General features: G+C 65.4%; 24 protein-coding genes and 1 riboswitch. Of the genes, 16 read left to right on the top strand and 8 right to left on the bottom strand.

Going from position 1 to position 22898, the window contains the following annotated elements; all coding sequences use genetic code 11:
* Positions 1–294: 294 nt before the first annotated feature.
* The 3 genes from J2X62_RS18345 to J2X62_RS18355 all read left to right on the top strand — a co-directional run bounded on the left by J2X62_RS18345 (position 295) and on the right by J2X62_RS18355 (position 3129).
* On the top strand, positions 295–1167 hold the full coding sequence (locus J2X62_RS18345; protein ID WP_310182392.1) for an LLM class flavin-dependent oxidoreductase: 873 nt from the start codon (positions 295–297) through the stop codon (positions 1165–1167).
* A gap of 12 nt (positions 1168–1179) precedes the next feature.
* Positions 1180–2526 (top strand): LLM class flavin-dependent oxidoreductase, encoded by a 1347-nt coding sequence (locus J2X62_RS18350; protein ID WP_310182394.1) that lies wholly within the window; start codon positions 1180–1182, stop codon positions 2524–2526.
* A 78-nt stretch (positions 2527–2604) separates the two neighbouring features.
* Positions 2605–3129, top strand: coding sequence for a hypothetical protein (locus J2X62_RS18355; RefSeq protein WP_032388998.1), 525 nt, complete (start codon positions 2605–2607; stop codon positions 3127–3129).
* A gap of 14 nt (positions 3130–3143) precedes the next feature.
* Here the strand turns inward: J2X62_RS18355 and J2X62_RS18360 are convergent, their stop codons facing one another.
* The gene (locus J2X62_RS18360; protein WP_032366689.1) at positions 3144–3623 is read right to left on the bottom strand and encodes a winged helix-turn-helix domain-containing protein; all 480 of its coding nucleotides are present in this window, start codon (positions 3621–3623) and stop codon (positions 3144–3146) included.
* A gap of 282 nt (positions 3624–3905) precedes the next feature.
* On the opposite strand from J2X62_RS18360, the gene J2X62_RS18365 reads away from it, so the two are divergent.
* The gene (locus tag J2X62_RS18365; protein WP_080731947.1) at positions 3906–4319 is read left to right on the top strand and encodes a GNAT family N-acetyltransferase; all 414 of its coding nucleotides are present in this window, start codon (positions 3906–3908) and stop codon (positions 4317–4319) included.
* An 18-nt stretch (positions 4320–4337) separates the two neighbouring features.
* Here J2X62_RS18365 and map read toward each other — a convergent pair whose 3' ends face one another.
* Positions 4338–5108 (bottom strand): type I methionyl aminopeptidase, encoded by a 771-nt coding sequence (map, locus tag J2X62_RS18370; RefSeq protein ID WP_283548907.1) that lies wholly within the window; start codon positions 5106–5108, stop codon positions 4338–4340.
* Positions 5109–5211: 103 nt separating this feature from the next.
* Here map and J2X62_RS18375 point away from each other — a divergent pair, with 103 nt between their 5' ends.
* Complete coding sequence (locus tag J2X62_RS18375) at positions 5212–5907, top strand: GNAT family N-acetyltransferase (protein WP_094643879.1); 696 nt, start codon at positions 5212–5214, stop codon at positions 5905–5907.
* A gap of 319 nt (positions 5908–6226) precedes the next feature.
* Here J2X62_RS18375 and J2X62_RS18380 read toward each other — a convergent pair whose 3' ends face one another.
* Positions 6227–6538: a DUF222 domain-containing protein gene (locus J2X62_RS18380; RefSeq protein WP_310182399.1), complete on the bottom strand. Its 312-nt coding sequence runs from the start codon at positions 6536–6538 to the stop codon at positions 6227–6229.
* 126 nt (positions 6539–6664) lie between these two features.
* Here J2X62_RS18380 and J2X62_RS18385 point away from each other — a divergent pair, with 126 nt between their 5' ends.
* The 3 genes from J2X62_RS18385 to fgd all read left to right on the top strand — a co-directional run bounded on the left by J2X62_RS18385 (position 6665) and on the right by fgd (position 8409).
* Complete coding sequence (locus J2X62_RS18385; protein ID WP_032365117.1) at positions 6665–7003, top strand: hypothetical protein; 339 nt, start codon at positions 6665–6667, stop codon at positions 7001–7003.
* Complete coding sequence (locus J2X62_RS18390; RefSeq protein ID WP_027498497.1) at positions 7000–7332, top strand: YidH family protein; 333 nt, start codon at positions 7000–7002, stop codon at positions 7330–7332. Before J2X62_RS18385 ends, J2X62_RS18390 begins: the two co-directional genes overlap by 4 nt.
* A gap of 63 nt (positions 7333–7395) precedes the next feature.
* Positions 7396–8409, top strand: coding sequence for a glucose-6-phosphate dehydrogenase (coenzyme-F420) (gene fgd / locus J2X62_RS18395; protein WP_310182403.1), 1014 nt, complete (start codon positions 7396–7398; stop codon positions 8407–8409).
* Here the strand turns inward: fgd and J2X62_RS18400 are convergent, their stop codons facing one another.
* Entirely contained in the window at positions 8410–8934 is a 525-nt protein-coding gene (locus J2X62_RS18400; protein ID WP_310182405.1) for a nitroreductase/quinone reductase family protein, read from the bottom strand.
* 60 nt (positions 8935–8994) lie between these two features.
* Between J2X62_RS18400 and pta the strand changes: the two genes are divergently transcribed.
* Together pta and J2X62_RS18410 are read left to right on the top strand one after the other, a co-directional pair.
* Positions 8995–11112 carry a phosphate acetyltransferase gene (gene pta, locus J2X62_RS18405; RefSeq protein ID WP_310182406.1) on the top strand — a complete coding sequence of 706 codons (2118 nt, stop codon included), beginning with the start codon at positions 8995–8997 and terminating at the stop codon, positions 11110–11112.
* Positions 11109–12293 carry an acetate kinase gene (locus tag J2X62_RS18410; protein WP_310182408.1) on the top strand — a complete coding sequence of 395 codons (1185 nt, stop codon included), beginning with the start codon at positions 11109–11111 and terminating at the stop codon, positions 12291–12293. The genes pta and J2X62_RS18410 overlap by 4 nt, the downstream gene beginning before the upstream one ends.
* A 7-nt stretch (positions 12294–12300) precedes the next feature.
* Here the strand turns inward: J2X62_RS18410 and J2X62_RS18415 are convergent, their stop codons facing one another.
* From J2X62_RS18415 to J2X62_RS18425, 3 genes are read right to left on the bottom strand one after another with little or no spacing between them, the layout of a single operon-like run.
* A complete protein-coding gene (locus tag J2X62_RS18415; RefSeq protein WP_310182410.1) occupies positions 12301–14784 on the bottom strand; it encodes a tetratricopeptide repeat protein in 2484 nt (827 codons plus the stop codon).
* A gap of 11 nt (positions 14785–14795) precedes the next feature.
* Positions 14796–15767 carry a glutamate ABC transporter substrate-binding protein gene (locus J2X62_RS18420; RefSeq protein ID WP_032365120.1) on the bottom strand — a complete coding sequence of 324 codons (972 nt, stop codon included), beginning with the start codon at positions 15765–15767 and terminating at the stop codon, positions 14796–14798.
* Entirely contained in the window at positions 15764–17068 is a 1305-nt protein-coding gene (locus J2X62_RS18425; RefSeq protein ID WP_032365121.1) for a hypothetical protein, read from the bottom strand. The genes J2X62_RS18420 and J2X62_RS18425 overlap by 4 nt, the downstream gene beginning before the upstream one ends.
* Before the next feature lie 85 nt (positions 17069–17153).
* Here J2X62_RS18425 and J2X62_RS18430 point away from each other — a divergent pair, with 85 nt between their 5' ends.
* Positions 17154–17990, top strand: coding sequence for an NUDIX hydrolase (locus tag J2X62_RS18430; protein ID WP_222090658.1), 837 nt, complete (start codon positions 17154–17156; stop codon positions 17988–17990).
* Between the two features lie 30 nt (positions 17991–18020).
* Here the strand turns inward: J2X62_RS18430 and thiE are convergent, their stop codons facing one another.
* Entirely contained in the window at positions 18021–18713 is a 693-nt protein-coding gene (thiE, locus tag J2X62_RS18435; RefSeq protein WP_027498488.1) for a thiamine phosphate synthase, read from the bottom strand.
* Positions 18714–18759: 46 nt separating this feature from the next.
* A riboswitch (TPP riboswitch) is annotated at positions 18760–18871 on the top strand.
* Here thiE and thiO point away from each other — a divergent pair.
* From thiO to J2X62_RS18460, 5 genes are all read left to right on the top strand, one after another.
* A complete protein-coding gene (gene thiO / locus J2X62_RS18440) occupies positions 18872–19924 on the top strand; it encodes a glycine oxidase ThiO (protein WP_310182484.1) in 1053 nt (350 codons plus the stop codon).
* Positions 19921–20136 carry a sulfur carrier protein ThiS gene (gene thiS, locus J2X62_RS18445; RefSeq protein WP_027498486.1) on the top strand — a complete coding sequence of 72 codons (216 nt, stop codon included), beginning with the start codon at positions 19921–19923 and terminating at the stop codon, positions 20134–20136. Before thiO ends, thiS begins: the two co-directional genes overlap by 4 nt.
* Positions 20129–20881, top strand: coding sequence for a thiazole synthase (locus J2X62_RS18450; protein ID WP_032374723.1), 753 nt, complete (start codon positions 20129–20131; stop codon positions 20879–20881). Before thiS ends, J2X62_RS18450 begins: the two co-directional genes overlap by 8 nt.
* A gap of 284 nt (positions 20882–21165) precedes the next feature.
* On the top strand, positions 21166–22128 hold the full coding sequence (locus J2X62_RS18455; protein ID WP_027498484.1) for an ABC transporter ATP-binding protein: 963 nt from the start codon (positions 21166–21168) through the stop codon (positions 22126–22128).
* Positions 22128–22898 carry an ABC transporter permease gene (locus J2X62_RS18460; RefSeq protein WP_027498483.1) on the top strand — a complete coding sequence of 257 codons (771 nt, stop codon included), beginning with the start codon at positions 22128–22130 and terminating at the stop codon, positions 22896–22898. The genes J2X62_RS18455 and J2X62_RS18460 overlap by 1 nt, the downstream gene beginning before the upstream one ends.

The following is a 22898-nucleotide window of genomic DNA, read 5'->3' on the forward strand; positions in this document are numbered from 1 at the left end:
TGGTCCGGGCCCGCGAGAGCGGTGACCTCGTGCTGACACTGCGCGTCTACGTACCGGCGTCTACGTCGTTCGAATCAGCGTGATCGCAACGGGTGTGCTCTACAGCGGATGAACCTAGGGTCCACGTATGACCTGGCTGAAAGCACTGGCGGCGGCGTTGATCGATCGACTCGGAGCTCAGCCTGCCTGCACCGCCGCGGCGCTGGACTTCGGAACTCGTGGTTGAGCCGTCCGGTGAAGATCGTCGGTACAGAGGACGCAGGAACACGACGAGTGCGAAGGGCTGAACCGAGGATGACCGAGACGTTGTACTTCGCCGTCGAACTCGACGGGTTCGACGAGACACCTGCGCTCCTGAAGGAGAACGCGGCCGCCGCCGAACGCGCCGGCTTCACCCTCGTCACCTTCGGTGATTCGCTGGTCTCCTCACGCGAGCGCCTCGATGCAGGTACTCGTGCGGCATTCGTCGCCTCCACCACGTCCACCCTCGGCCTGGCTCCCACGGTCCACACTCTGACGACCGAACCGTTCTTTCTCGCAACACAACTCGCGAGTGTGGACCACGCCTCGCACGGCCGCGGGGCCTGGGTGGTCGGTGTCGACAACAGCGCGGACACTCACGCGGCTGTCGGATCCGAGGTCCGCTCCGAGACCACCGCCGAAGTGCGGGACGTCATCGACGTGGCGCGGCGGCTGTGGGATTCTTGGGAAGACGACGCCGTCGTTCGAGACGCGGAGTCCGGCCGGTATCTCGATCCCGCTCGCGTGCATCACGTGCGGTTCGAGGGCGAATTCTTCGACGTCGTAGGGCCACTGATCACTCCTCGTCCGCCGCAGGGGCAGGTCGTCGTCATCGGCGACGCCGACCTGGGAGTCACCGATCTGCTCGATGTCGCACTCGTACGCGGGGACGGCATCGGCGAGCAGGCCGACACCGCTCGCCGCGACGGAGCCGCGCTGGTGTTCGCCGATATCGACCACCTGTCGAAGGCCGAGGCCCTCGCCGGTGTCGTCGACGGCGTCCGGCTGCACCTCGGTGGTGCGGCGTTGAAAGAGCTTGCGGTACCGGCACATCTGATTCGTCGGCCGACGCCGGGACTGTCGCTGCGGGAGAACCTGGGGTTGCCGCGTCCGGTCAGCCGCTACGCCGCGGCTGCGCACGAGTAGAGAAGAGCTGTCATGGGCATCATCGACCATCACCCGGACACCGGCGCACCGTTCGACCCGAACGCGCAGATTCATCTGGGCGTGTTCTATCCAGGGATCGGCGCGCAGACGGTCTGGGAGGATTCGCACGCCCCCGATCAAGTGGCCACCGACACGTTCGTCGAGGTCGCCGTCACACTCGAACGCGGTTTGTTCGACGCGTTCTTTCTCGGGGACGGTCAACGTATCCGAGAGAACCGTGGCGACATTCTCTCCACCGACATCGCCGGCAGGCCCGACGCCATCACGCAACTGGCGGCTCTGGCGTCGGTGACCGAGCGCATCGGACTTGTCGCGACCCAGAACACCACGTACAGCATCCCGGTGGAGTTGGCTCGTCGTTTGGCCAGCCTGGACGCGCTGTCGGACGGGCGCGCCGGATGGAACATCGTCACCACCGACAACGCCTGGACGGGTGAAAACTTCAGGCGCGGAGGGTGGTTGGAGCACGAACGCCGTTACGAGCGCGCCACCCAGGTGGTCGAACTGGCGAAGCAGTATTGGGCAGGTTCTCCTGTGGAGTTCCACACCGATCTGCTCGAAGCGGTTGCGGCACCCAACGTTCGGTCCAGTGTGCAAGGTGGGCCGGTGCTGTTCCAGGCCGGCGATTCGCCGGGAGGACGGGACCTCGCAGCCCGGCACGCCGACGTCGTGTTCTCGGCCAACAACGCCTACGACGCAGCGGTGGCCTACGCCAGAGATCTACGTGCCCGGACGGTTGCCTACGGCCGACCGGCCGATGCCGTGAAGATCTTGCCCGGGGTGACCGTCGTACTCGGTGATACCGAAGCCGAGGCCGAAGAAAAGGTTCGGTGGCTTCGATCCAACGCGCACAACGGTGTTCGAGCCATCGCCTTTCTCGAGCACTACTGGGGCAAGGACCTCTCGGCGTACGACCCGGAGGGCCCACTACCCGACATCGATCCGGTGGACGCCGAGCTGGATCCGTCACGCGGCACGCTGTCCATCGACGCTCGGACCGGCAAACTGACTCAGATCGCGCAATGGCGAGCCCTCTCGGAAGAGAAAGGGCTGTCCATCCGAGAGTTGGTGCTCGAAGTGTCGCCGGCGTCGCGCTTCCACTCGGGAACCCCTGCGGCAGTGGCAGACCACTGGGCAGACCTCGTGCGTCACCGTGTGGTCGACGGCTTCAACATCAACCCGTATCACCTGCGTGACGCCATCGGCGATCTGGTCGACAAATTGGTCCCGGCATTGCAGGAGCGAGGGGTGTTCCGTACCGAATACACCTCGACGACGTTGCGGGGACACCTGGGCCTCGACGGTGACGATGCTTCGGAGCGTGCACGGGCGTCGTAGCGGGCTGGGCACATCCCCATCTAACGATCAGGTCTCGGGTGAGGTCGTACGAGGTGTTCGACGCTCTACCATGGGCCTATGACTGCTGACCCGACCACGCCTGCACCGTCGACCAACTCGGCGAATTGGAAGCGGCGCGGCATCCTGCTCGGTGCCGGCGTCGTTCTTCTGTTGATCGCTTACTTCGTTCTGGCGGCGTTCCTGCCGCGGTGGTGGAGCCTGCGCGTCGAGAGCCTGGCGGATCGCACGTTCACCAAGGGAATTCTGTGGGGCCTGCTGTTCGGAATCGTCTGCACGTTCGCGCCACTGATGTTCTTCTGGAGTGCGTGGTCGGTCCGAAAGGGTAGGGCGGGAAAGCAGTTGGCGATCGGATCGGTGATTCTCGCAGTCGTCACCGCCATCCCGAACCTGCTGACTCTCACCATCGTTCTGGGTACCAGCAATGCCGCCCACGCCGGCGAACGCACCCTCGATACCAGCGCACCCGGCTTCCGCGGCGCGACGGCACTGGGCGCGATCATCGCGGTGGTTCTGGTCGCGTTGCTCGTGTTCGTGGTGGTACGTCGGAACCGTCGACGTCGAACAGCAGCACTGACGCGGTAGTCGTGTAACTGATCTCAGGCGCTGCGCAGCACCGACGGCTCGGTGATGACGCGAATTCCGGGCTCGGGGTCGAATCGGTAGCCGGTGCCGCGGACCGTCGTGATCAGTCGGCCGTACTGCCCGAGTTTGGTTCGCACCCTGGAGAGATGGACGTCGACACTGCGGCCGCCGTTCGAGTCACTCAGCTCGGATCTGTTCACGACGACACGAGGATGCTGGGCGAGATAGGCGAAGATCTCGAACTCGGTGTGGCTGAACCGAACGCTCTTGCCGGCGAGAACCACATCGCGCGCGGGTAGGTCGATGACAAGGGGAGCGTTGAGTTCGTTCACCCGGACGTCGAAACGCGTCAGGATCTTGGCATGTGGTGCATAGCTTTTTGCGGCGACGCGGAGAGCATCGGCGAGGGCGTGCAACTGCGGTCGGGTCAATCCCTGCAAGGATGACGTCCCGGAATCGGAGATGCGAAGAACGACGGTCGCTTCGGTGCTCATGGCTGTGGCTCCTGTGACGAGTGCTGTCGACTGTGACAAGTGCTGTCGACGGTGGGGAGGTCGGATGGTCAGCGTGGGCAGCGACAGTTCGTGTTCACGCTGTCACAGTGCACGACGACGACTGGCCGCACCAGCAATAAACTCACCGTGATTGCAGCGGTTGACGGCGGCCCGTAGCGCGTGGTCCGATCGAGCGTGACCGATGTAGCGCAGTCCCGAACCGACCTCGTCACCCGCGCCGTCGACTGGAACCATCCCGACGCCGAATCGCTCCGTGCCGCAATGGCATCGGAGGTGGGTCCCCGATACGCGGACCGAGCGGCCTTGATGGCGAAGACGCAGGCCAATGCCGTGGACGAAGGCGACGTGCATCGCACGTTCGTCGTCTATCGGTGCGATGCGCAGAACGTCGAGCAGGCCGTCGGACATGCCGCTCTGCGGTGGAACGGCCCCGACCTCGAACTGAAGCGAATGTTCGTTCATCCTGATCACCGTGGGTCGGGAGTCTCCACCGCGCTGCTGCAGGCGTCCGAGAATGCGGCCCGCGACCAGGGATTGCGACGCTTGATTCTGCAGACCGGTGATCGTCAGCCCGACGCGGTGCGGCTGTACGAGAAGAGCGGCTACACCCGCATCCCGGTGTTTCCGCCGTACGAACTGCTGCCGTTCTCCAACACCTTCGAGAAGCGTTTGTAACTCACTACCGACGCAGAATCACGAACGTAGGGTCATGATTTCGGCCCCGCTGTCGGTGATGACGACGGTGTGTTCGCTGTGCGCGGTGCGGCAGCCGGTGGTGCTGCGCAATGTCCACCCGTCGGGGTCGGTGACGAGCTCGTCGGTATCCGCCATCACCCAGGGCTCGAGCGCCAACATCAGGCCGGGGCGAAGGCCGTAGCCGCGGCCGGGCCTGCCGGTATTGGATACGTGCGGATCCTGATGCATCGTCGACCCGATTCCATGACCACCGAACTGAACGTTGATGGGATAACCGGCTTCGCGAAGAACCGTCCCGATGGCGTGAGAGATATCGCCGATCTTGTTGCCCGGACGTGCCGCGGCGATGCCGGCGGTCAACGCTCGTTCGGTGGCATCGATCATCGCCAGGCTCTCTGCCGGCTTGTTCTCACCGACGACGAAACTGATGGCCGAGTCCGATGCCACGCCGCCGAGGATGACGGCAAGATCGAGCGTCAGCAGATCGCCGTCGGCCAGGTTGTAGTCGTGCGGTAAACCGTGCAGCACAGCGTCGTTGACCGACGTGCAGATGTAGTGGCCGAACGGTCCGCGCCCGAAGGACGGCGCGTAGTCGACGTAGCACGACGTCGCCCCCGCCCCGAGGATGATGTCCTTGGACCATTCGTCGATCTCGAGCAGATTGGTGCCGACGGTCGCACGTTCGCGGACGGTCTCGAGAATTTCGGCGACGAGTGCACCGGTTTCACGGGCAAGGGGAATCTTGCTCGGGGGCAGGATTTCGATCACGGAATGCCTTTCGGTTCGATGCGAATAACTATACCGGTATAAGTATTGGTGACGGAGTGGGTCGTGAGCAACTGACCGAGCCCGACATGGGACGCTGACCGACGTGTCTGTTCACCCTCTCGACGATCCCATTCGTACCTCCCTCGGTGGTCCGCTGTCGCGGTTTGCGATCACGCGCGGCCGAGTGATTCGTGCTGATCCCCAGGTCTCGCCCTTTCTGGCGCATCCCGACGTTCTGCAGCCACGGGACTGGGACGACATCGCAGTGCTGTTCGGGCCGCGAAGCATCGTGGGATTGCGGGGGCCGGTGCTGGATGTGCCCGAGGGGTGGTCCGTGGTCGACAGCTTCGGGATCGTTCAACTCGTGGGCACTGAACTGGAGACCCGGCCGTTGGCCGAGGCGGTAGAACTGACAGCCGACGACGTGCCCGAGATGCTCGATCTCGTGCGACGCACCGAGCCGGGCCCGTTCCTTCCTCGCACCCGCGAACTCGGCACGTATCTCGGTATCCGACGGGGCGGCGCTCTGATCGCGATGGCAGGGGAGCGCATGCGTCCGCCGGGGTGGACCGAGATCAGCGCAGTGTGTACCGACCCGGCTCATCGCGGACAGGGCTTGGCCACCGAGCTGGTCCGCGCGGTCGGTCACGGCATCAGGGCCCGAGGCGACGAGCCGTTCCTGCATGCCGCCGCGACGAACATCCGCGCTATCGAGCTGTACCTCTCCATCGGATTCTCGCTGCGCCAGACCTCGCAGCTGACGCTGGTGAGAACACCGGAACGAGCGGCCGACGTCTGAGGTCAGAATGGCGGCTCCTCGTCTTCTTCGTTGGTCGGTTCTGGTTCGGGGGTCGGGTTGTCTGGTGGGTCGGGGTAGGCGATGACGCCTGATCGTCTGGGTTGGGTGGGGGTGTGTGGCCGGAGGTCGTTGCCGATGATGGGTACTGTGGTTCCGTTGGCGGGCAGGGTGATTCGGGTGGTTTTCGAGGTGGAGGTCCATAGAACCGCGCCACCGGGGAGCATGACGGCTTTCCAGTAGCCGGCGGTTTTGACGCTGTGGTGGTATTCGCAGAGGCATTGGAGGTTGTTGACGGTGGTGAGGGCTTCGGGCCGGTAGATCAGGGCTCGGTCGGTGAGTGGGTTACGCGGGGGAGGTCGATGTCGCCGGCCTCGAATGCGGTTTTCAGCAAAGGAAGCCGGGTGTGCAGTGCCACGCCGACGGACACGTACGCCTCCGCGACGGTGGCGGAGCAGCTCAACGCGACTGCCATCTCGGTGCGTCCGTACCGGCTGTACTGCCGATGATTCGCATCCTGCGCGATGCAGGTGAGGTGGAAGTCGGAGCAGGCAGCGATCTTTCGGGCCGCATGCCGATTCTCTTCCCGCGCGGCAGCGATCAACGCATCCAACGACACCACTGGTGCAGCCATTTTTTTCACCCCCCGGTGACCCCCAGTTCAGAACATGCGTTCGAACTGAAGAAAGAGTATCTCGACCCACCGACAGGTTTCGAGATCACGGTTGCGAGAGCGTGCAGAGCAGGCCTACCGTTAACTATGCGAACAACATCCACGGTCCACTACGACGACGGTCTCGTGCGCGTGGACGACAGCGGGGTCACGTTGCGGCACTACTACTTTCCGTTCGCGATCGAGAAGTTCGTCCCCTACTGCGACATTCGCGCCGTCGACACCGCCGTTCTCGGTAACTGGAACGGTCGGTGGCGATTGTGGGGAGCGCCGTGGATCGACCAGTGGCTTCCGCTGGACGTCATGCGTCCGAAGAAGGACACTGCAGTGGTGCTCACCATCCGCCGCATCTCGCCGGTCTTCACCCCCGACGATCCTGAACTCGTTGCCCGACTCATCCGCGAACGCATCACCGCTCCAGCGTGACGCGCCCCGACGAACGGTTCACCCTCGCCAGTGAACGCACCTTTCTTGCCTGGCTGAGAACCTCGCTCGGGTTGCTCGCCGGCGGGATCGCAATCGTCCACCTGGTTCCAGGATTCAGCACCGGCTGGGTTCGCACTGCACTGGGTCTGATTCTCATCGGCCTCGCGGCCGCCGCACCCGTCATCGGACTGCGGCGATGGATGCGAGTGCGCGCCGCCCTCGAGAGCGGAGCGCCCATGCCCGAGTCCCGGGACCTGTGGATCTTCGCGGTCGGCATTGGCGCAGTAGCAGTATTGGCTGCGGTGGTCACTGTTCTGGGGATCCAGTAGCACACCGCCAATCGCCACAGGTGCACAATCGGAGTACTAGACGACCAACGACAGGAGTTCGGCGTGGCGCAGGGTCTCAAGCTCGGGTACAAGGCATCGGCGGAGCAGTTCGGGCCGCGGGAGCTCGTCGAACTCGGTGTTCTCGCCGAGCAACACGGTATGGACTCCGCGACTGTCAGTGACCACTTTCAACCGTGGCGTCACGAGGGCGGTCACGCCCCGTTCTCGCTGGCCTGGATGACGGCCGTCGGCGAGCGCACGAAGACGATCCAGCTCGGTACCTCGGTGCTCACGCCGACGTTCCGTTACAACCCGTCGGTCATCGCGCAGGCGTTCGCCACGATGGGCTGCCTCTACCCCGGACGCATCATGCTCGGAGTGGGAACCGGTGAGGCGCTCAACGAGATCGCCACCGGGTTCACCGGCGAATGGCCGGAGTTCAAGGAGCGTTTCGCACGACTGCGGGAGTCGGTTCGCTTGATGCGCGAGCTGTGGCTGGGAGATCGCGTCGACTTCGAGGGTGAGTACTACACGACCAAGGGCGCGTCGATCTACGACGTCCCCGAGGGCGGCATCCCCGTCTACATCGCGGCCGGCGGACCCGTCGTCGCGCGGTATGCGGGACGCGCGGGTGACGGCTTCATCTGCACGTCGGGCAAGGGCATGGAGCTCTACACCGACAAGCTCCTCCCGGCTGTCGAAGAGGGTGCAGGCAAGGCAGAGCGTGACGGCGGCGAGATCGACAAGATGATCGAGATCAAGATCAGCTACGACACCGATCCCGAACTGGCACTGGAGAATTGCCGTTTCTGGGCTCCGCTGTCGCTGACGCCGGAGCAGAAGCACTCCATCGACGACCCGATGGAGATGGAGAAAGCCGCCGACGAGCTGCCGATCGAGCAGGTCGCCAAGCGTTGGATCGTGGCTTCGGACCCGGACGAGGCCGTCGAGAAGGTCAAGCAGTACACCGACGCCGGCCTGAACCACCTGGTGTTCCACGCGCCCGGACACGACCAGAAGCGTTTCCTCGAGCTGTTCGAGAAGGATCTGGCACCGCGCCTGCGCAAGTTCGGCTAGTTACGTCGAAGTGCGGGGATCGGCCGAGAGTGCGAACAATCGCATGTCTCGGTCGGTCCTTGTTTCGTACTCGCCGTAGACCTCGACCATCGCGTCGAACTGTCGGTAGATACGCGCCTTCTCGTCGCCGGTGATTCGGGTGGCGGTGACCGGTATCTTCCTGCCGCCGATAGTGACGACGGCCTTCGGATCGGCCAGAAGATTCGACGTCCATGCCGGATGGTGTTGTTGGCCGAAATTGGATCCCACGACGAAGATCCGATCACCCTCCCGGTAGTACAACAGCGGACTCGTCCTCGGCTTACCGGATTTGCGTCCGGTGGTGGTCAACAACACCACCGGAGCGGCGATCGGTCCGAGGACGGTGAATCGGCCGTTCGACTTGGTCAACAACCAGCGGTCGACGCCTGCGAGGTTCCTGATCACCCACGAACCGGGCTTGGTCGACGCGAACTTGACGGCGGGCTTGCGGATGAACAATGTCTCGCTGCCCCAGCGAACATCCGGAAACGGTGATTCGGCCATGGCTCATGGGACAACCCGACTGTGCTCGGTGTCAACACCCCAACCATTAAGCTGGCGGGCATGGCTGAGTCCACCGGTGCCGAGACGGCTGACATGTATCCCTCGAGTATTTATGTCGCGTCACCGGAAGGCGACTCCGGCAAGTCCACGATTGCATTGGGTGTGCTGCAGATGCTCGCCGCGACGACGGCCCGGGTCGGTGTGTTTCGGCCTATCGCTCGCTCGACGGAGGAGCCGGATTACATTCTCGAATTGCTCGTCGAGCACACGACCGCCGATCTGAGTTACGAGCAGTCTCTCGGGGTCACTTACGAGCAGGTGCATTCCGATCAGGATGCGGCGCTGAGCGAGATCGTCAGTCGGTATCACGAGGTAGCTGCGCAGTGCGACGCCGTGGTGATCGTGGGTAGCGATTACACCGACGTCGGCAGCCCGAGTGAACTCGGCTTCAATGCGCGCATCGCGGTCAATCTCGGTGCCCCCGTGCTCCTCGCGCTGCGTGGCTCCGACCGAACCCCCGACGAGATCGCTCAGTTGGCGGCGCTGTGCCAGGCCGAACTGCGGCAGCATCACGCCCATCTCGCCGCGATCGTGGCCAACCGGTGCGATCCAAATCAGTTGGACGCCGTCACCGACGCATTGGCGTCGGTCGACGTTCCGGCGTGGAGCCTTCCCGAGATCCCGTTGCTCGTCGCGCCGACCATGGCGGAGTTGCTCGACGCGGTGGACGGCACGCTCTACAGCGGCGACTCGTCGTTGCTGCAGCGAGAAGCGATGCGGGTGATGGTCGGCGGTATGACGGCCGAGCACATTCTGGAGCGGCTCACCGAAGGTGTCGTCGTCATCGCGCCGGCAGACCGGTCCGACGTACTGCTCGCACTCGTCAATGCCCATGAGGCGGACGGTTTTCCGTCTCTCGCCGGCATCATCATGAACGGCGGAATCGAGCCGCACCCGGCGATCGCACGTCTTGTCGCAGGTCTCGGACCGAGACTGCCGATTCTGACGACCGAGCTCGGAACCTTCGACACCGCATCGGCTGCGGCGCAGACGCGCGGCCGCGTTGCCGTCGGTTCTCAGCGCAAGGTCGACACCGCGCTGGGCCTGATGGAGCAGCGGGTGGACGCCAAAACCCTTCTGGGGCGGCTCGATATCGCCATCCCGACCATCACGACGCCGCAGATGTTCGAATACCAGCTCATTCATCGAGCGCGTGCCGATCGCAAGCACATCGTGCTCCCCGAGGGCGGCGACGACCGGATTCTGCGGGCCGCAGGGAGGCTGCTGCAACGTCAGGTCGCGGACCTGACGATCCTCGGCGAAGAAGGCCCCATTCGACGTCGTGCATCGGAACTGGGAGTGGATCTGGACTCGGCGACCATCCTCGACCCCAAGAACTGCGACTACACCGAGGAGTTCGCGCAGGAGTACACCGAACTGCGCAAGCACAAGGGGATGACGATAGAGCGTGCCCGCGAGACCATGGCCGACATCTCTTACTTCGGAACCATGATGGTGCACAAGGGCATTGCCGACGGCATGGTGTCGGGCGCAGCGCACACGACCGCGCACACCATCAAGCCGTCGTTCGAGATCATCAAGACCACCGAGGGCGTGTCGACGGTATCGTCGATCTTCCTGATGTGTCTGTCCGATCGCGTACTGGCCTACGGCGACTGCGCCGTCGTGCCGGACCCGACGGCCGAGCAATTGGCCGACATCGCCATCTCCTCGGCGCAGACCTCGGCCCAGTTCGGTATCGAACCGCGAGTGGCGATGCTGTCGTACTCCACCGGCGAATCCGGCTCGGGAGCCGACGTCGACAAGGTGCGGCAAGCGACGGCCATCGTGCGCGAACGCAACCCGGAACTGTTGGTGGAGGGCCCCATTCAATACGACGCGGCCATCGAGCCGTCGGTCGCGAAATCGAAGCTGCCGGATTCCGACGTGGCAGGCCGCGCAACGGTGTTCATCTTCCCCGACCTCAACACCGGCAACAACACCTACAAGGCCGTTCAGCGCAGCGCCGGTGCCGTCGCTGTCGGGCCGGTACTGCAGGGCCTGCGCAAGCCCGTCAACGACCTCTCGCGCGGGGCACTGGTCGAGGACATCGTCAACACCGTCGCCATCACCGCCATTCAGGCGCAGGGTATCTCCCAGCAGGAGGCACAGGCGTGAGCATCCTCGTCGTCAACTCGGGTTCGTCCTCGATCAAATTCCAACTGGTCGATCCCGATTCGGGCGAATCGCTCGCCAGTGGTCTCGTCGAGCGCATCGGTGAATCCGACGGGCGCGTCGAACTGGACTACCGCGGCGAGAGCACCGAGCGAATCCAGCACATCGAGGACCACGGGGACGGGTTGGCTCTCGCGTTCGAGATGCTTGCCGACGCCGGCATCGAACTGGGGTCCGACGTCACCGCCGTCGGGCATCGCGTCGTGCACGGCGGCACGGTGTTCTATCGCCCCACGATCATCGACGACGCTGTCGTTCAGCAGATCTCGGATCTGAGCAGTCTTGCGCCGCTGCACAATCCGCCCAACGTCCTCGGTATCGAGGTGGCGCGGAAGCAACTGCCGAACGTGCCGCACGTTGCCGTGTTCGATACGGCGTTCTTCCATTCTCTGCCCGACGCTGCTGCAACGTACGCGATCGACGCCGCCGTCGCAGCCGAACACGACATCAGGCGCTACGGCTTTCACGGCACCTCGCACCGCTACGTGTCCGAGCAGGTTGCGCAGTTCCTGGAACGCGATCTCGGGGATCTCAAGCAGATCGTGCTGCATCTGGGCAACGGTGCGTCGGCATCGGCGGTCGACGGGGGCCGGGCGGTCGATACGTCGATGGGTCTGACCCCACTCGAAGGACTGGTGATGGGCACCCGCAGTGGGGATATCGACCCCGGCGTGATCATGCATCTGCGTCGTAGCGCTGGGATGAGTGTCGACGACATCGACACTCTCCTCAACCGCCGGTCGGGTCTGATCGGACTGTCCGGGGTCAACGACTTCCGGGAACTGCAGCAACGCATCGACGACGGCGACGCGTCGGCCCGGTTGGCCTACGACGTGTACATCCACCGGCTGCGTAAGTACATCGGCGCGTACATGATCGGGCTCGGGCGGCTCGACGTCATCACGTTCACCGCGGGAGTCGGCGAGAACGCTGCTGCCGTGCGCGCCGACGCGCTGGCGAACCTGGAACACTTCGGAATTCGGATCGACTCCGAACGTAATGCCGTGCGCAGCAAGTCGGCTCGCGTGATCTCCGCCGAATCCTCGGCCGTCACGGTGCTGGTGGTGCCGACGAACGAGGAGCTGGCGATCGCCCGAGCGACGGACGATCTGGTTAGCTCCTGACGTATCGCTAGAACAGCGAACGCGGACGGATCGCATTCGCCAGGTCCACCAACGAGAACCGGTGCGCGCGATCGGTTGCGCTGCGGGCCAGGGCCCGCAGACCCTTCTCGGTGCCGCGCCGCAAACCGTCCTCGGTGAACGGCACGCTGAGTATCGGTTCGCGTTCTGCGGTGGACGCGTGACCGGAGACGATCCAGTCCAGGGCCATCGCCAGGACCAACGTGCGCATCTGCAGTGCTCGGCTCTCCGCCTTGGGGAGCAGCGCCACTCGCCGTGCGGCAGAGCGGAAATCGGCCTCGGACAGCTCGGCGCGCGAGCGATCCATCAGCAAGGTCAGCACACTGGTCATCCGTGCCATCGAGTAGTGCCGCGAGCTGATCGGAACCTGGTCCAGTGCCGCGATGGCACCGGTCTGATCACCGCGGCGCTGCAGCTGCCGGGCCAGGCCGAACGCCGAACTGACGATGCCCCTGTTGGTGCGCCACACAGCGCGGTACAGTCCCTCGGCTCTGGCTCGCCACTTCTCGGCGTCCTCGTCGTTGCCGAGCGCGACATGCCCCAACAATTCCGACGTGGCACCGAGCGCCAGTTTGGGCGCGAGCTCGCCGGGCATCGCTCCGAGCACGTTGTCGAAACTCGTGAACGCAGAATCGTATTCGTGGTGCAGCAACGCGATCAATCCGGCGTACCACTGCACCCGCCACGGGTCGGCCGCGTGATCCTCGGATTGCACCTTCGACAGGATGTCGGTGGCCTCCACGACGTGGCCCAGATCGAGGTGCGCCTTGACCTCGGCGAGGGTGATCTCCAGGCTCGCTCCCGCGGGCGCGGAACCGGTGGCACCTGACGTACCGGCCGACACCCGCTCGATGCCGTTCCGCTTGGCATGCTGGAGCGAGTCCAGAGTCTGCTGAGCTTCGACGTGCACGGCGGCAGCCAGCAGGGGAGCGCTCGGATCGTTGGGATCTACCAGGGGAACCGGCAGTGCGGCAACCACTTCGGCTGCCGTCATGCGCTCGTGGCGTACTTTGCCGTCGACGTAGGTATCGGTACGACCCACCGACTGCTCCGTACCGAACGTCGTACGCGGCGGGCTGAACACCGCGGACAGGCCGGGCCGCTCGACGCCCGTCCGGATCGCCAGGATCTCGCGCAGTACGCCGGTCGCCTGCCCCGCGAACTCGTCCGCGGACCGGAACCGCCGCGTCGGGTCTGCGTTGGTGGCTCGAAGCAGCAGGCGATGCAGCGACGGGAACTGCTGCAGCACTTCCGATTCTGCGACGGAGGGCAGGCCGTCGAGGTACTTGCCGTTCTTCGACGGCATGTCCAGCGTCAGCACCGCGAGGGTGCGGCCGACGGTGTAGATGTCCGACGCCACCGTCGGCCCGGTCTTCACGATCTCCGGTGCCTGGTACCCCACCGTGCCGTACAGGTAGCCGTAATCCTCGATGCCCGCGACCGCGCCGAGGTCGATCAGCTTGATCTGGTCCTCGGAGACCATGATGTTCTCGGGCTTGAGATCGTTGTAGACCAGCCCGATCGAATGCAGATAACCCAGTGCCGGAAGCACTTCGAGAACGTAGGCGAGCGCCTGCTCGACCGGCATGCGAGCGTCGTCGCCGCACGCGGTCAGGATGTCGCGCAGCGAACGACCACCCACGTACTCCATGACGATGAAGCCGACGGAAGTGCCGTCGCCGCGGGGTTGTTCGACGAAGTTGTAGATCTTGACGACGCCGGGATGCGCTACCTCGGCGAGGAATTGACGCTCCGCGACCGCGACCGCATGGGCTTCCTCGTCGCCGAAATGCAGTAGGCCTTTGAGCACCACCCAGCGGTCGCTGACGTTACGGTCGATGGCCAGGTAGATCCACCCCAGACCGCCGTGCGCGATGCAGCCCTGAACGTCGTACTGGCCCACCACCCGATCACCCGGCTCGAGCAGCGGCGTGAAATCGAAGGTGGTGCCGCAGTGCGGGCACACGCCCACCGAGATGTCGGGCTCGCCCGGTTCGCTGCGCCCGACCTTGGCGTTGCACTTCCAGCAGAACCGTTTGTGCTGCGGCACCGTAGGGTCCGACATCACCGCGGTCGCCGGATCGATCGGCTCCACCCGCGGAACCTCCACCAGGCCGCCGCCCAGACGACGCCGAATACCGGTGCTGCGGGAACGACCGGACCGAGATCGACCGGTTCTGGCCCGAGTGGACGCGCTCTGCGACATGCCGGATTTGGCGGCTGTGAATTTGGCGGCTGCCGATTTCGAGTTGTCCTCACCTACCGGCGAATTCGGCCCCGGAGTCGGTGCGGTCCGGTCGTCGATCGGCGACCGGGACACCGCCTGCGTGCGTTCGACGCCGTCCGTCGGCGTGGCTTCCGGCCGCGAGACCGCCTGCGTGCGTTCGACGCCGTCCGTCGATGTGAGCTGATCCCGTGACACCGCCTGCGTGCGTTGCGCGGGAGCGGTGGGTTGCTGTTCGTCCTCGTCCATGACGTGCGCCTCTAATCGCTGTACGACGCGGTGGGTGGACCGGGGGAGGGACCGAGCACCGTCAGCCACTTGTTGTAGATGCGGTTCCAGGTGCCGTCGGACCTGATGCGTGCCAACGTTCCGTTGACGAAGCGCACGAGATCCTCGTTCTTCTTGTTGATGCCCACGCCGTACGGTTCCGGGCTCAGACTGTCGCCGACGATCTCGAGGTACGGGTCCTGTGCGGCAAGTCCGGCCAGGATGGCGTCGTCGGTGCTGATGGCGTCGACCTGTCGTTGTTGCAGTACCACCAGGCAATCCGACCACATCGGCACCGTCACCACGGTCGCGGCCGGCTGCACCCGCTGCAGGCGACGCAACGACGTGGTGCCCTCCACCGCGCACACCCGCTTGCCCGCCAGATCCCCGACCCCACGGATACCCGAGCCCTGCACCACCAGAACTCGGTGCTGCGCTTGGAAGTACACGGTGGAGAACTGGACGTCCTTACGCCGGGCGCACGTGATCGTCATGGTTTTCACCACGATGTCCACCGTCGAGTCCTGCAGAGCTTCGAGGCGCTGTGCGGACGTCAGAATTCGGAAGTCCAACCGGTTCGGGTCTCCGAACAGGTCGCGTGAGATCTCCCGAGCGATGTCGACGTCGAACCCGACCAGCTGCCCGGTCATGGGGTCGCGAAAGCTGAAAAGGTTACTGCCCGTGTCGAGGCCGACGACGAGGCGACCCTTGGCTCGGAGTGCATCGATGGTCGGCTGCGGAGGCAGTGGCGCGTCGGTGCCGGTCGGTAGCGGCCGCAGACTGGCCGTGGGGCGGGCGCACTCGTCGTCCGCCGGTGTTTCGGTGGGCCGAGCCGCGACGGTTGCTCCGTCGGGCAGAGGCGGTTCGGTGAACATCGTATCGCTCTGTGCCGCAATTCTTTCCGGCGGCGAGCATCCGACGAGCAGGGCGGTCGCGACGAGGCCGGCGGCGAGTAGGCGTCTCACAGGTATTCACGCAGCCTCGGGAACAGGCCGACTCCGAACGCCACCGAGGCCACCACCGTGAGCACGTACGCGCCGTTGGACAAGCCCGACAGGACCCAGACCGATCGATCGATATTGGAGCGTAGTTCGCTTCGGGCACTGTCGATCCCGTCGACCAGCACACTGTCGAGAGCGTTGAACGCAGCCGCCGAATCCGAATCACCCGATCCGGTCGCTATCGACACCGCACCGTTGAAGTCGCCCACCTCGAGCGCCGAATCGATGCGCGCATGCGAGGCCGACCAGTTGTTCAGGGCCTCGGTCACCTCGGGGTCGCCCTCGAACATGTCCGCGAGCCGAGAGACGTTGCCGGCGAACGACTGTCCGTAATCCTGACTGCCACCGCGGCGGGCCAGGTCGAGTGTCTCGTCCGCCCTGGCCTGCTGGGCCAGAATGAACCCCGTCGTGTAGGACTTCAGCGGCGCCACCCCGCGGTCGATCGCGCGGTCGGTGGCGATCGACGAGATCAACCCCACCACCAACATCCACCCGAGCAAGCCCGCCAGCGCGGCCGTGGCACCGAGAAAACCGACATTCAGTGTGCGACGCGTCGTCCGGGACAGGTACCACTGGGCGAGACCGGTCATCAGCAACAGGAACACCACCGACCCGATCGCGAAGTACGGGGGACTGGTGAACCTCTCCTGATCGGCCGAGACGCGGGAGGCCTGCTCGGTGTACAACTTCTCGGCCAGCGGCAACAGACTGGACTGCATCATTGTCGACGCCTCGCCGAGATATGCCGCACCCACCGGGTTCCCGCTGCGATTGTTCGCTCGCGCCGTCTCGACCAGCCCGCTGTACACCGGCAACCCGGTAGCGATCTGCGTCAGCACCGCGCTGGTGGCCTCGTCCTTGTCGGTGACCCCGGCGGACGCGGCGATCAATTCCGACGACGCCTCACCCAACGCCTGCGAGTACCGGTCACGTACTTCGGGTTGCTCGAGCCCACCGGCGATGAAGGCCGACGCGGCCGCCGCGTCGGCCACCGACAGGGCACCGTAGAGATTCTGAGCCGAGTTGGCGAACGGCTCGGTGCGCACCAGCAGTGTCCCGAGAGTGTCGACTCGATCGGTCACCGCCGTGGACGCGAGATTTCCGACCGTCAGCGCCAAGACGACCAGCGCGGTACCCATCGCGACCAACCGCGCAGGCGTCGAGCGCATCGTGTATCGAACCGGTGGCTTGCCTGCAGCGGCACCGACGTGGGGTGCCGTTGTCGGGGGGACGGCAGCAGAGGGAGTAATGCCGGCCGCGATCACGCATCGAGCATATAAGCAGGCGGACCGCACTGCAGCCACTACAGCACAGTCACTACGGCGAGGCGGTTCACCTAGGGTGGGGAGCATGCGCGGTGACGGGGACGGTTGGGTGATCGGTGAGAACGGTTCTCGGCACTGGGGCAAGCACGGTGCCGCCGGTCTGCTGCTCCGTGCGCCCTCCGATGCGGGCGAACCGATGGTGTTGCTGCAGCACCGCGCGTTGTGGAGTCATCAGGGCGGAACGTGGGCCCTGCCGGGCGGGGCTCGCGACTCGCACGAGAGCACCGAGCATGCGGCGGTCCGCGAGGCGCACGAGGAAGCCGGTATTTCGGCCGAACAGTTGAGCGTGCGCAGCGAGCGTGTCACCGCCGCAGTCCCGAGCGGTTGGTCGTACACCACGGTCATCGCCGACACCGATCACCCGCTGGCCACCGTCCCGAACGGCGAGAGCACGGAACTGCGGTGGGTGCCGGAGTCCATCGTCGGCGAGCTGCCACTGCATCCGGGTTTCGCGTCGAGTTGGCCGTCGTTGCGTACCGAGCCGCTGCGCGTGCTGCTCGACACCGCCAACGTCCTCGGCTCCCGGCCCGACGGCTGGTGGAAGGACCGCGCCGGCTCGACCGGCGCACTGTTGACGTCGCTGGCCGCGACACTGCCGCGCACGGTGGAACTACCCAGCGGCCAGTACGGCTGGCTCACCCGCATCGAGGCCGTGCTCGAAGGGCAAGCGCGCGACGCCGTTGTCGACGATCCGCGCATTCCGGTGATCCTCGCTGACGGCACCGGCGACGACACCCTCACCGATCAGGCCCACCGATCGACAGACCTGACCGCGCTGGTCACCGCCGACCGCGGACTGCAGAATCGACTGCCCGGCGCGGTGCAGGTGCTCTCGCCGTCCGCCGTGCTCGCCTGGCTGTGACGTCAGTTCTGTGACATCAGCCCGGTGACATCAGTTCTGTAGCGCCTGTACCAGCGCGCGTGCAGCAGCCTGCGGATCGCGTGCTTCGGTGATCGCCCGAACGACCACGATGCGCTCGGCTCCCGCCGCTCGAACCTGATCCACATTGGTCGCGTCGACGCCGCCGATGGCGAACCACGGCCGCTCCGGCAACGCATCCGCGGTAGCCCGCAGAGTTTCCAGGCCGGCGGCCGAGCGGTTGGGCTTGGTGGGCGTCGGCCACACCGGCCCGACGGCGAAGTAGTCGACGCCGTCCTCGATCGCGGCGAGCGAGGACTGCGCGCGGTTCTGCGTCGAGCGTCCGATCACCACATCCGGGCCGAGGATCTGGCGCGCGTAGTGCACGGGCAGGTCGCCCTGGCCCAGATGCAGGACATCGGCACCGGACGCCAGCGCCAGATCCGCGCGGTCGTTGACGGCCAGCAAGGCGCCGTGGCGCTTGGTGGCCGCGAGCAGAATCGCCAGCGCAGCGAGCTCGTCCTTGGCCTCGAGCGGCCCGAACTGGCGCTCACCGGCGGAGTTCTTGTCGCGCAGCTGGATGATGTCGACGCCACCGGACAACGCGGCCTCGGCGAACTGCGCGAGATCGCCCTTGTCGCGTCTGGCATCGGTACACAGGTAGAGGCGAGCGGACGCAAGACGCTCGCGAGGAGTCTGGTTGCGGACGGTCTGAGTTGGGTGCACGAAACGAACTGTATTCTCATGGCAGCCGCGACCGACGACGGAGTGGCCGACATATCGCGGGAGTCCCGAGGATCGTGGGGCTGAGAGTGGGTTCGCCGCCCTTACCGTCAATACCTGAACCCGATCATGCGGGCGCAGGGAGTGAGGACGTGAATCGCGTGCATATCGTCGTTATCGGCGGAGGCGTCATCGGGCTGTCGACGGCACTACGACTGGCGGAGGACGGCCACCGGGTAGTGGTGCACGATCCTGCGCTGGGTCGAGGCGCGTCGTGGGTCGCGGGCGGCATGCTGGCCCCACTGTCCGAGGGGTGGCCCGGTGAACACGAACTTCTACGGCTCGGTGCCGCGTCGCTGGCGCGGTGGCCGGACTTCGCCGGACGCCTCCCCGGCCCGTCGGTGTTCTCGGCCACCGGATCCATGACCGTCGCCCTCGACTCCGCCGACGCCACCGACCTGCGCACGATCGCCGAATGGGTGGGCGAGCAGGGACACGAGCTCGAGATTCTCGGCCGCGCGCAGGTGCGTGAACTCGAACCTGCATTGGCGCAGAACATTCGGCTCGGGTTGTTGGCACCGACCGAGCTGTCCGTCGACAATCGGGCCCTGGTTACCGCGCTCGAGCAGGGATGTCTCGACGCCGGAGTGGAGTTCGTGGCAACCTCGGTCGACGCAATTCCCGACGCCGATCAGGTGGTCCTGGCCGCCGGTTCACGCTGCGCCGCACTGTGGCCGACACTGCCGGTCAGGCCGGTGAAAGGCGAAATCCTGCGGCTGCGTCGCCGGCCCAGCGCCGCACCGCCACCGCACCGCACGATCCGCGGAACCGTACACGGCCGACCCGTGTACCTGGTGCCACGCGGCGACGGATTGGTCGTCGGCGCAACACAATACGAATCCGGTGAGGACACCCAGGTCACCGTGGCGGGGGTGCGAGACCTGATCGCCGACGCCGAACGGCTCATGCCGAGCATCGGCGAGTACGAACTGTACGAAACCGCTGCAGGATTACGACCGATGAGCCCCGACGGACTGCCGTTGATCGGCAGACTCGCCGACGACGTGATCGTCGCTACCGGCCACGGCCGCAACGGCATTCTGCTCGCGCCGATCACCGCCGACGCCGTCGCCGCGCTGATATCGGGCGAGACGCTGCCCGAGGCGAAAGCCGCCACACCCGAACGCTTCTCACAGATCGAAAGGACACCATGACCCAGGTTGCCATCGGGATCACCGTCAACGGCGAGGATCACCTGCTCACCGAGGACATGACCATGCGTCGGCTGCTCGAATTCCTCGGCCTGCCCGAAAAAGGGATTGCCGTCGCCGTCGACGGTGCCGTGCTGCCCAAGAGTCGATGGGACACCACCGACGTCCAAAAGGGTTGGACCATCGACGTTCTCACGGCGGTGCAGGGTGGCTAGCGCACTCACCATCGCCGATCGCACCTTCACGTCCCGGCTCATCACCGGCACCGGGGGAGCGGCCAACCTCGCCGTCCTCGAGGAAGCCCTCGTCGCATCGGGAACCGAACTGACCACCGTCGCGATGCGCCGCGTCGACGCCGCGGGTGGAACGGGAGTGCTCGATCTGCTGCGGCGGTTGAACATCGCTCCGCTGCCGAACACCGCGGGGTGTCGAGGATCGGCCGAGGCCGTGCTCACCGCGCAGCTGGGCCGCGAGGCGCTCGAGACCGACTGGGTGAAACTCGAAGTGATCGCCGACGAGCGAACCCTGCTGCCCGACGCCATCGAATTGGTCAAGGCCGCAGAGCAACTCGTCGACGACGGTTTCCAGGTGCTGCCGTACACCACCGACGACCCGGTACTGGCCAAGCGTCTCGAAGACATCGGCTGCGTTGCCGTCATGCCGCTCGGCTCACCCATCGGCACCGGCCTCGGCATCGCCAACCCGCACAACATCGAGATGATCGTCGAGGCCGCAGGGGTGCCGGTGATCCTCGACGCGGGCATCGGCACCGCCAGTGACGCCACCCTCGCGATGGAACTCGGCTGCGACGCAGTGCTGCTCGCCACCGCGGTGACCCGCGCGAAGGACCCGGCGCTGATGGCGTCGGCGATGCGTCATGCGGTGGCCGCGGGTTACCAGGCCCGACATGCAGGCCGCATCCCGAAACGATTCTGGGCGCAGGCAAGCTCACCGATGTAGCGGCTGCATTCACATGAGCGGCTGCGTCGGCGGCGCAGCCCTTTGTGTGGTGCTGCGTATTTCGCAAACGCGAGCGCGTTTGCGAAACGCGCGCAGAATAGTGGCGAAAATGAGGGCGAATCCCCGCGCATCTGGCAGACGCGCGCGCATTTGCGGCCGCGCTCAGGCGACCGCGTGCCCCAGCCAGGCCTCAGCTGTCTCAGGGTCTGTGTCATCCAAAAGGATGATGCAAGTCGCGACTGTGGGGCGATGTGGAGATGCCGTCGATCGGGGACAGTTGTCCCATGATCGAAGTGACAGGACTGACCAAGCAGTACGGAGCGGTGACGGCGGTCGACAACCTCACCTTCACCATCAAACCCGGCATCGTGACCGGCTTTCTCGGACCGAACGGTGCGGGCAAGTCCACCACGATGCGGATGATTCTCGGGCTCGACCGCCCCACCTCGGGCACGGCGACCATCGAGGGCAAGAGCTACAGCCACCTGAAGCAGCCACTGCGTACCGTCGGCGCTCTGCTCGACGCCAAGTGGGTGCACCCCAACCGGTCTGCGCGTGCGCACCTGGAATGGATGGCCGCCTCCAACGGCATCCCCAAGTCCCGCGTCGACGAGGTGCTGCGGCTGGTGGGCCTGTCCGAGGTAGCGAAGAAGAATGCGGGCGGATTCTCGCTCGGCATGTCGCAGCGGCTCGGTCTCGCCGGCGCTCTTCTCGGTGACCCCAAGGTGTTGCTGTTCGACGAGCCGGTCAACGGACTCGATCCCGAGGGCATCGTCTGGATCCGAAAGTTCATGCAGCGCTTGGCAGCCGAGGGCCGCACGGTCCTGGTGTCGAGCCACCTGCTCTCGGAGATGGCGCAGACGGCCGAACACCTCATCGTCATCGGACGCGGCAAGCTGATCTCGGATTCCTCGGTGCAGGAATTCATCGACCATGCCTCCGAGGCCTCGGTACGCGTGCGCAGCCCACAGCTCGACGGCCTGCGCCAGGTGCTGACCACCGCCGGCCTCACGGTGCGTGAGCCGGACAAGTCCGACGAACTGCAGCCCTCGCTCGTGGTGCTGAACTCCACCACCGACGCGATCGGCGACCTCGCCGGCCGGGCTGGAATCACATTGCACGAGTTGGCCTCTCAGCGTGGCTCGCTCGAGGAAGCATTCATGAAACTCACCGGAGACACAGTGCAATATCACGGCTCGGGAGCCGAAGACCAGAACACTCAGCAAGCAATGGGCGGTGCACTCTGATGGGCGTCTTGGCAGCAGAAAGAATCAAGTTCACCTCGACCAAGTCGCCGTGGTGGTGCAGCGCGATCGTGGTGGTCTTCGGCCTCGGGTTCGGAGCCATCCTGGGTTGGGCCGCAAAGACCGCCGTCGGCCCGGATGCGCCGGAAGGTCTGCCACCGACCACCGCATACGACGTCGTCGGCAGCGGCGTCGGCGGACTCGGCATCATGGTGCTGATGATCCTCGGTGCACTCACCGTCACCAGCGAATACCGCTTCGGCCTGATCCGAACCACGTTCCAGGCGATCACCAACCGGGCCTCGGTGCTCGGTGCGAAGGCACTGATCGTCGGCGTGTACGGGGCAGTGCTGTCGTTGGTTCTCGCCTTCGGCGCGTTGTTCCTGGCCAAATCCATCGCCGGTGAGGAAGCCGGCGCATTGCTGAGCTTCGACGTCGACGGCACCTGGCGCGTCGTCTACGGCACCGCAATTCTGGCGTTCGTGCAGATCGTTCTGGCCGTTGCCGTGGGTGCGCTGATTCGCCAGTCCGCCGGTGCCATCGCCGTGTTGTTGTTGTGGCCGTTGCTCATCGAGAACCTCGTCGGGATCATCCCGAAGGTCGGCGAGAAGATTCAGCCGTTCCTGCCGTTCAAGAACGCCGACCATTTCCTCGGCGGATCCGCGGGAACGGACTTCCACTGGGGACCCGTCGGCAGCCTGATCTACTTCGTCGTCTTCACCGCGGTGATCTTCGGAGTGGCAGTGTTCGTCGTCAATCGCCGGGACGCCTGA

The organism is Rhodococcus sp. 3258, from assembly GCF_031456475.1.
GTDB lineage: Bacteria > Actinomycetota > Actinomycetes > Mycobacteriales > Mycobacteriaceae > Rhodococcoides > Rhodococcoides fascians.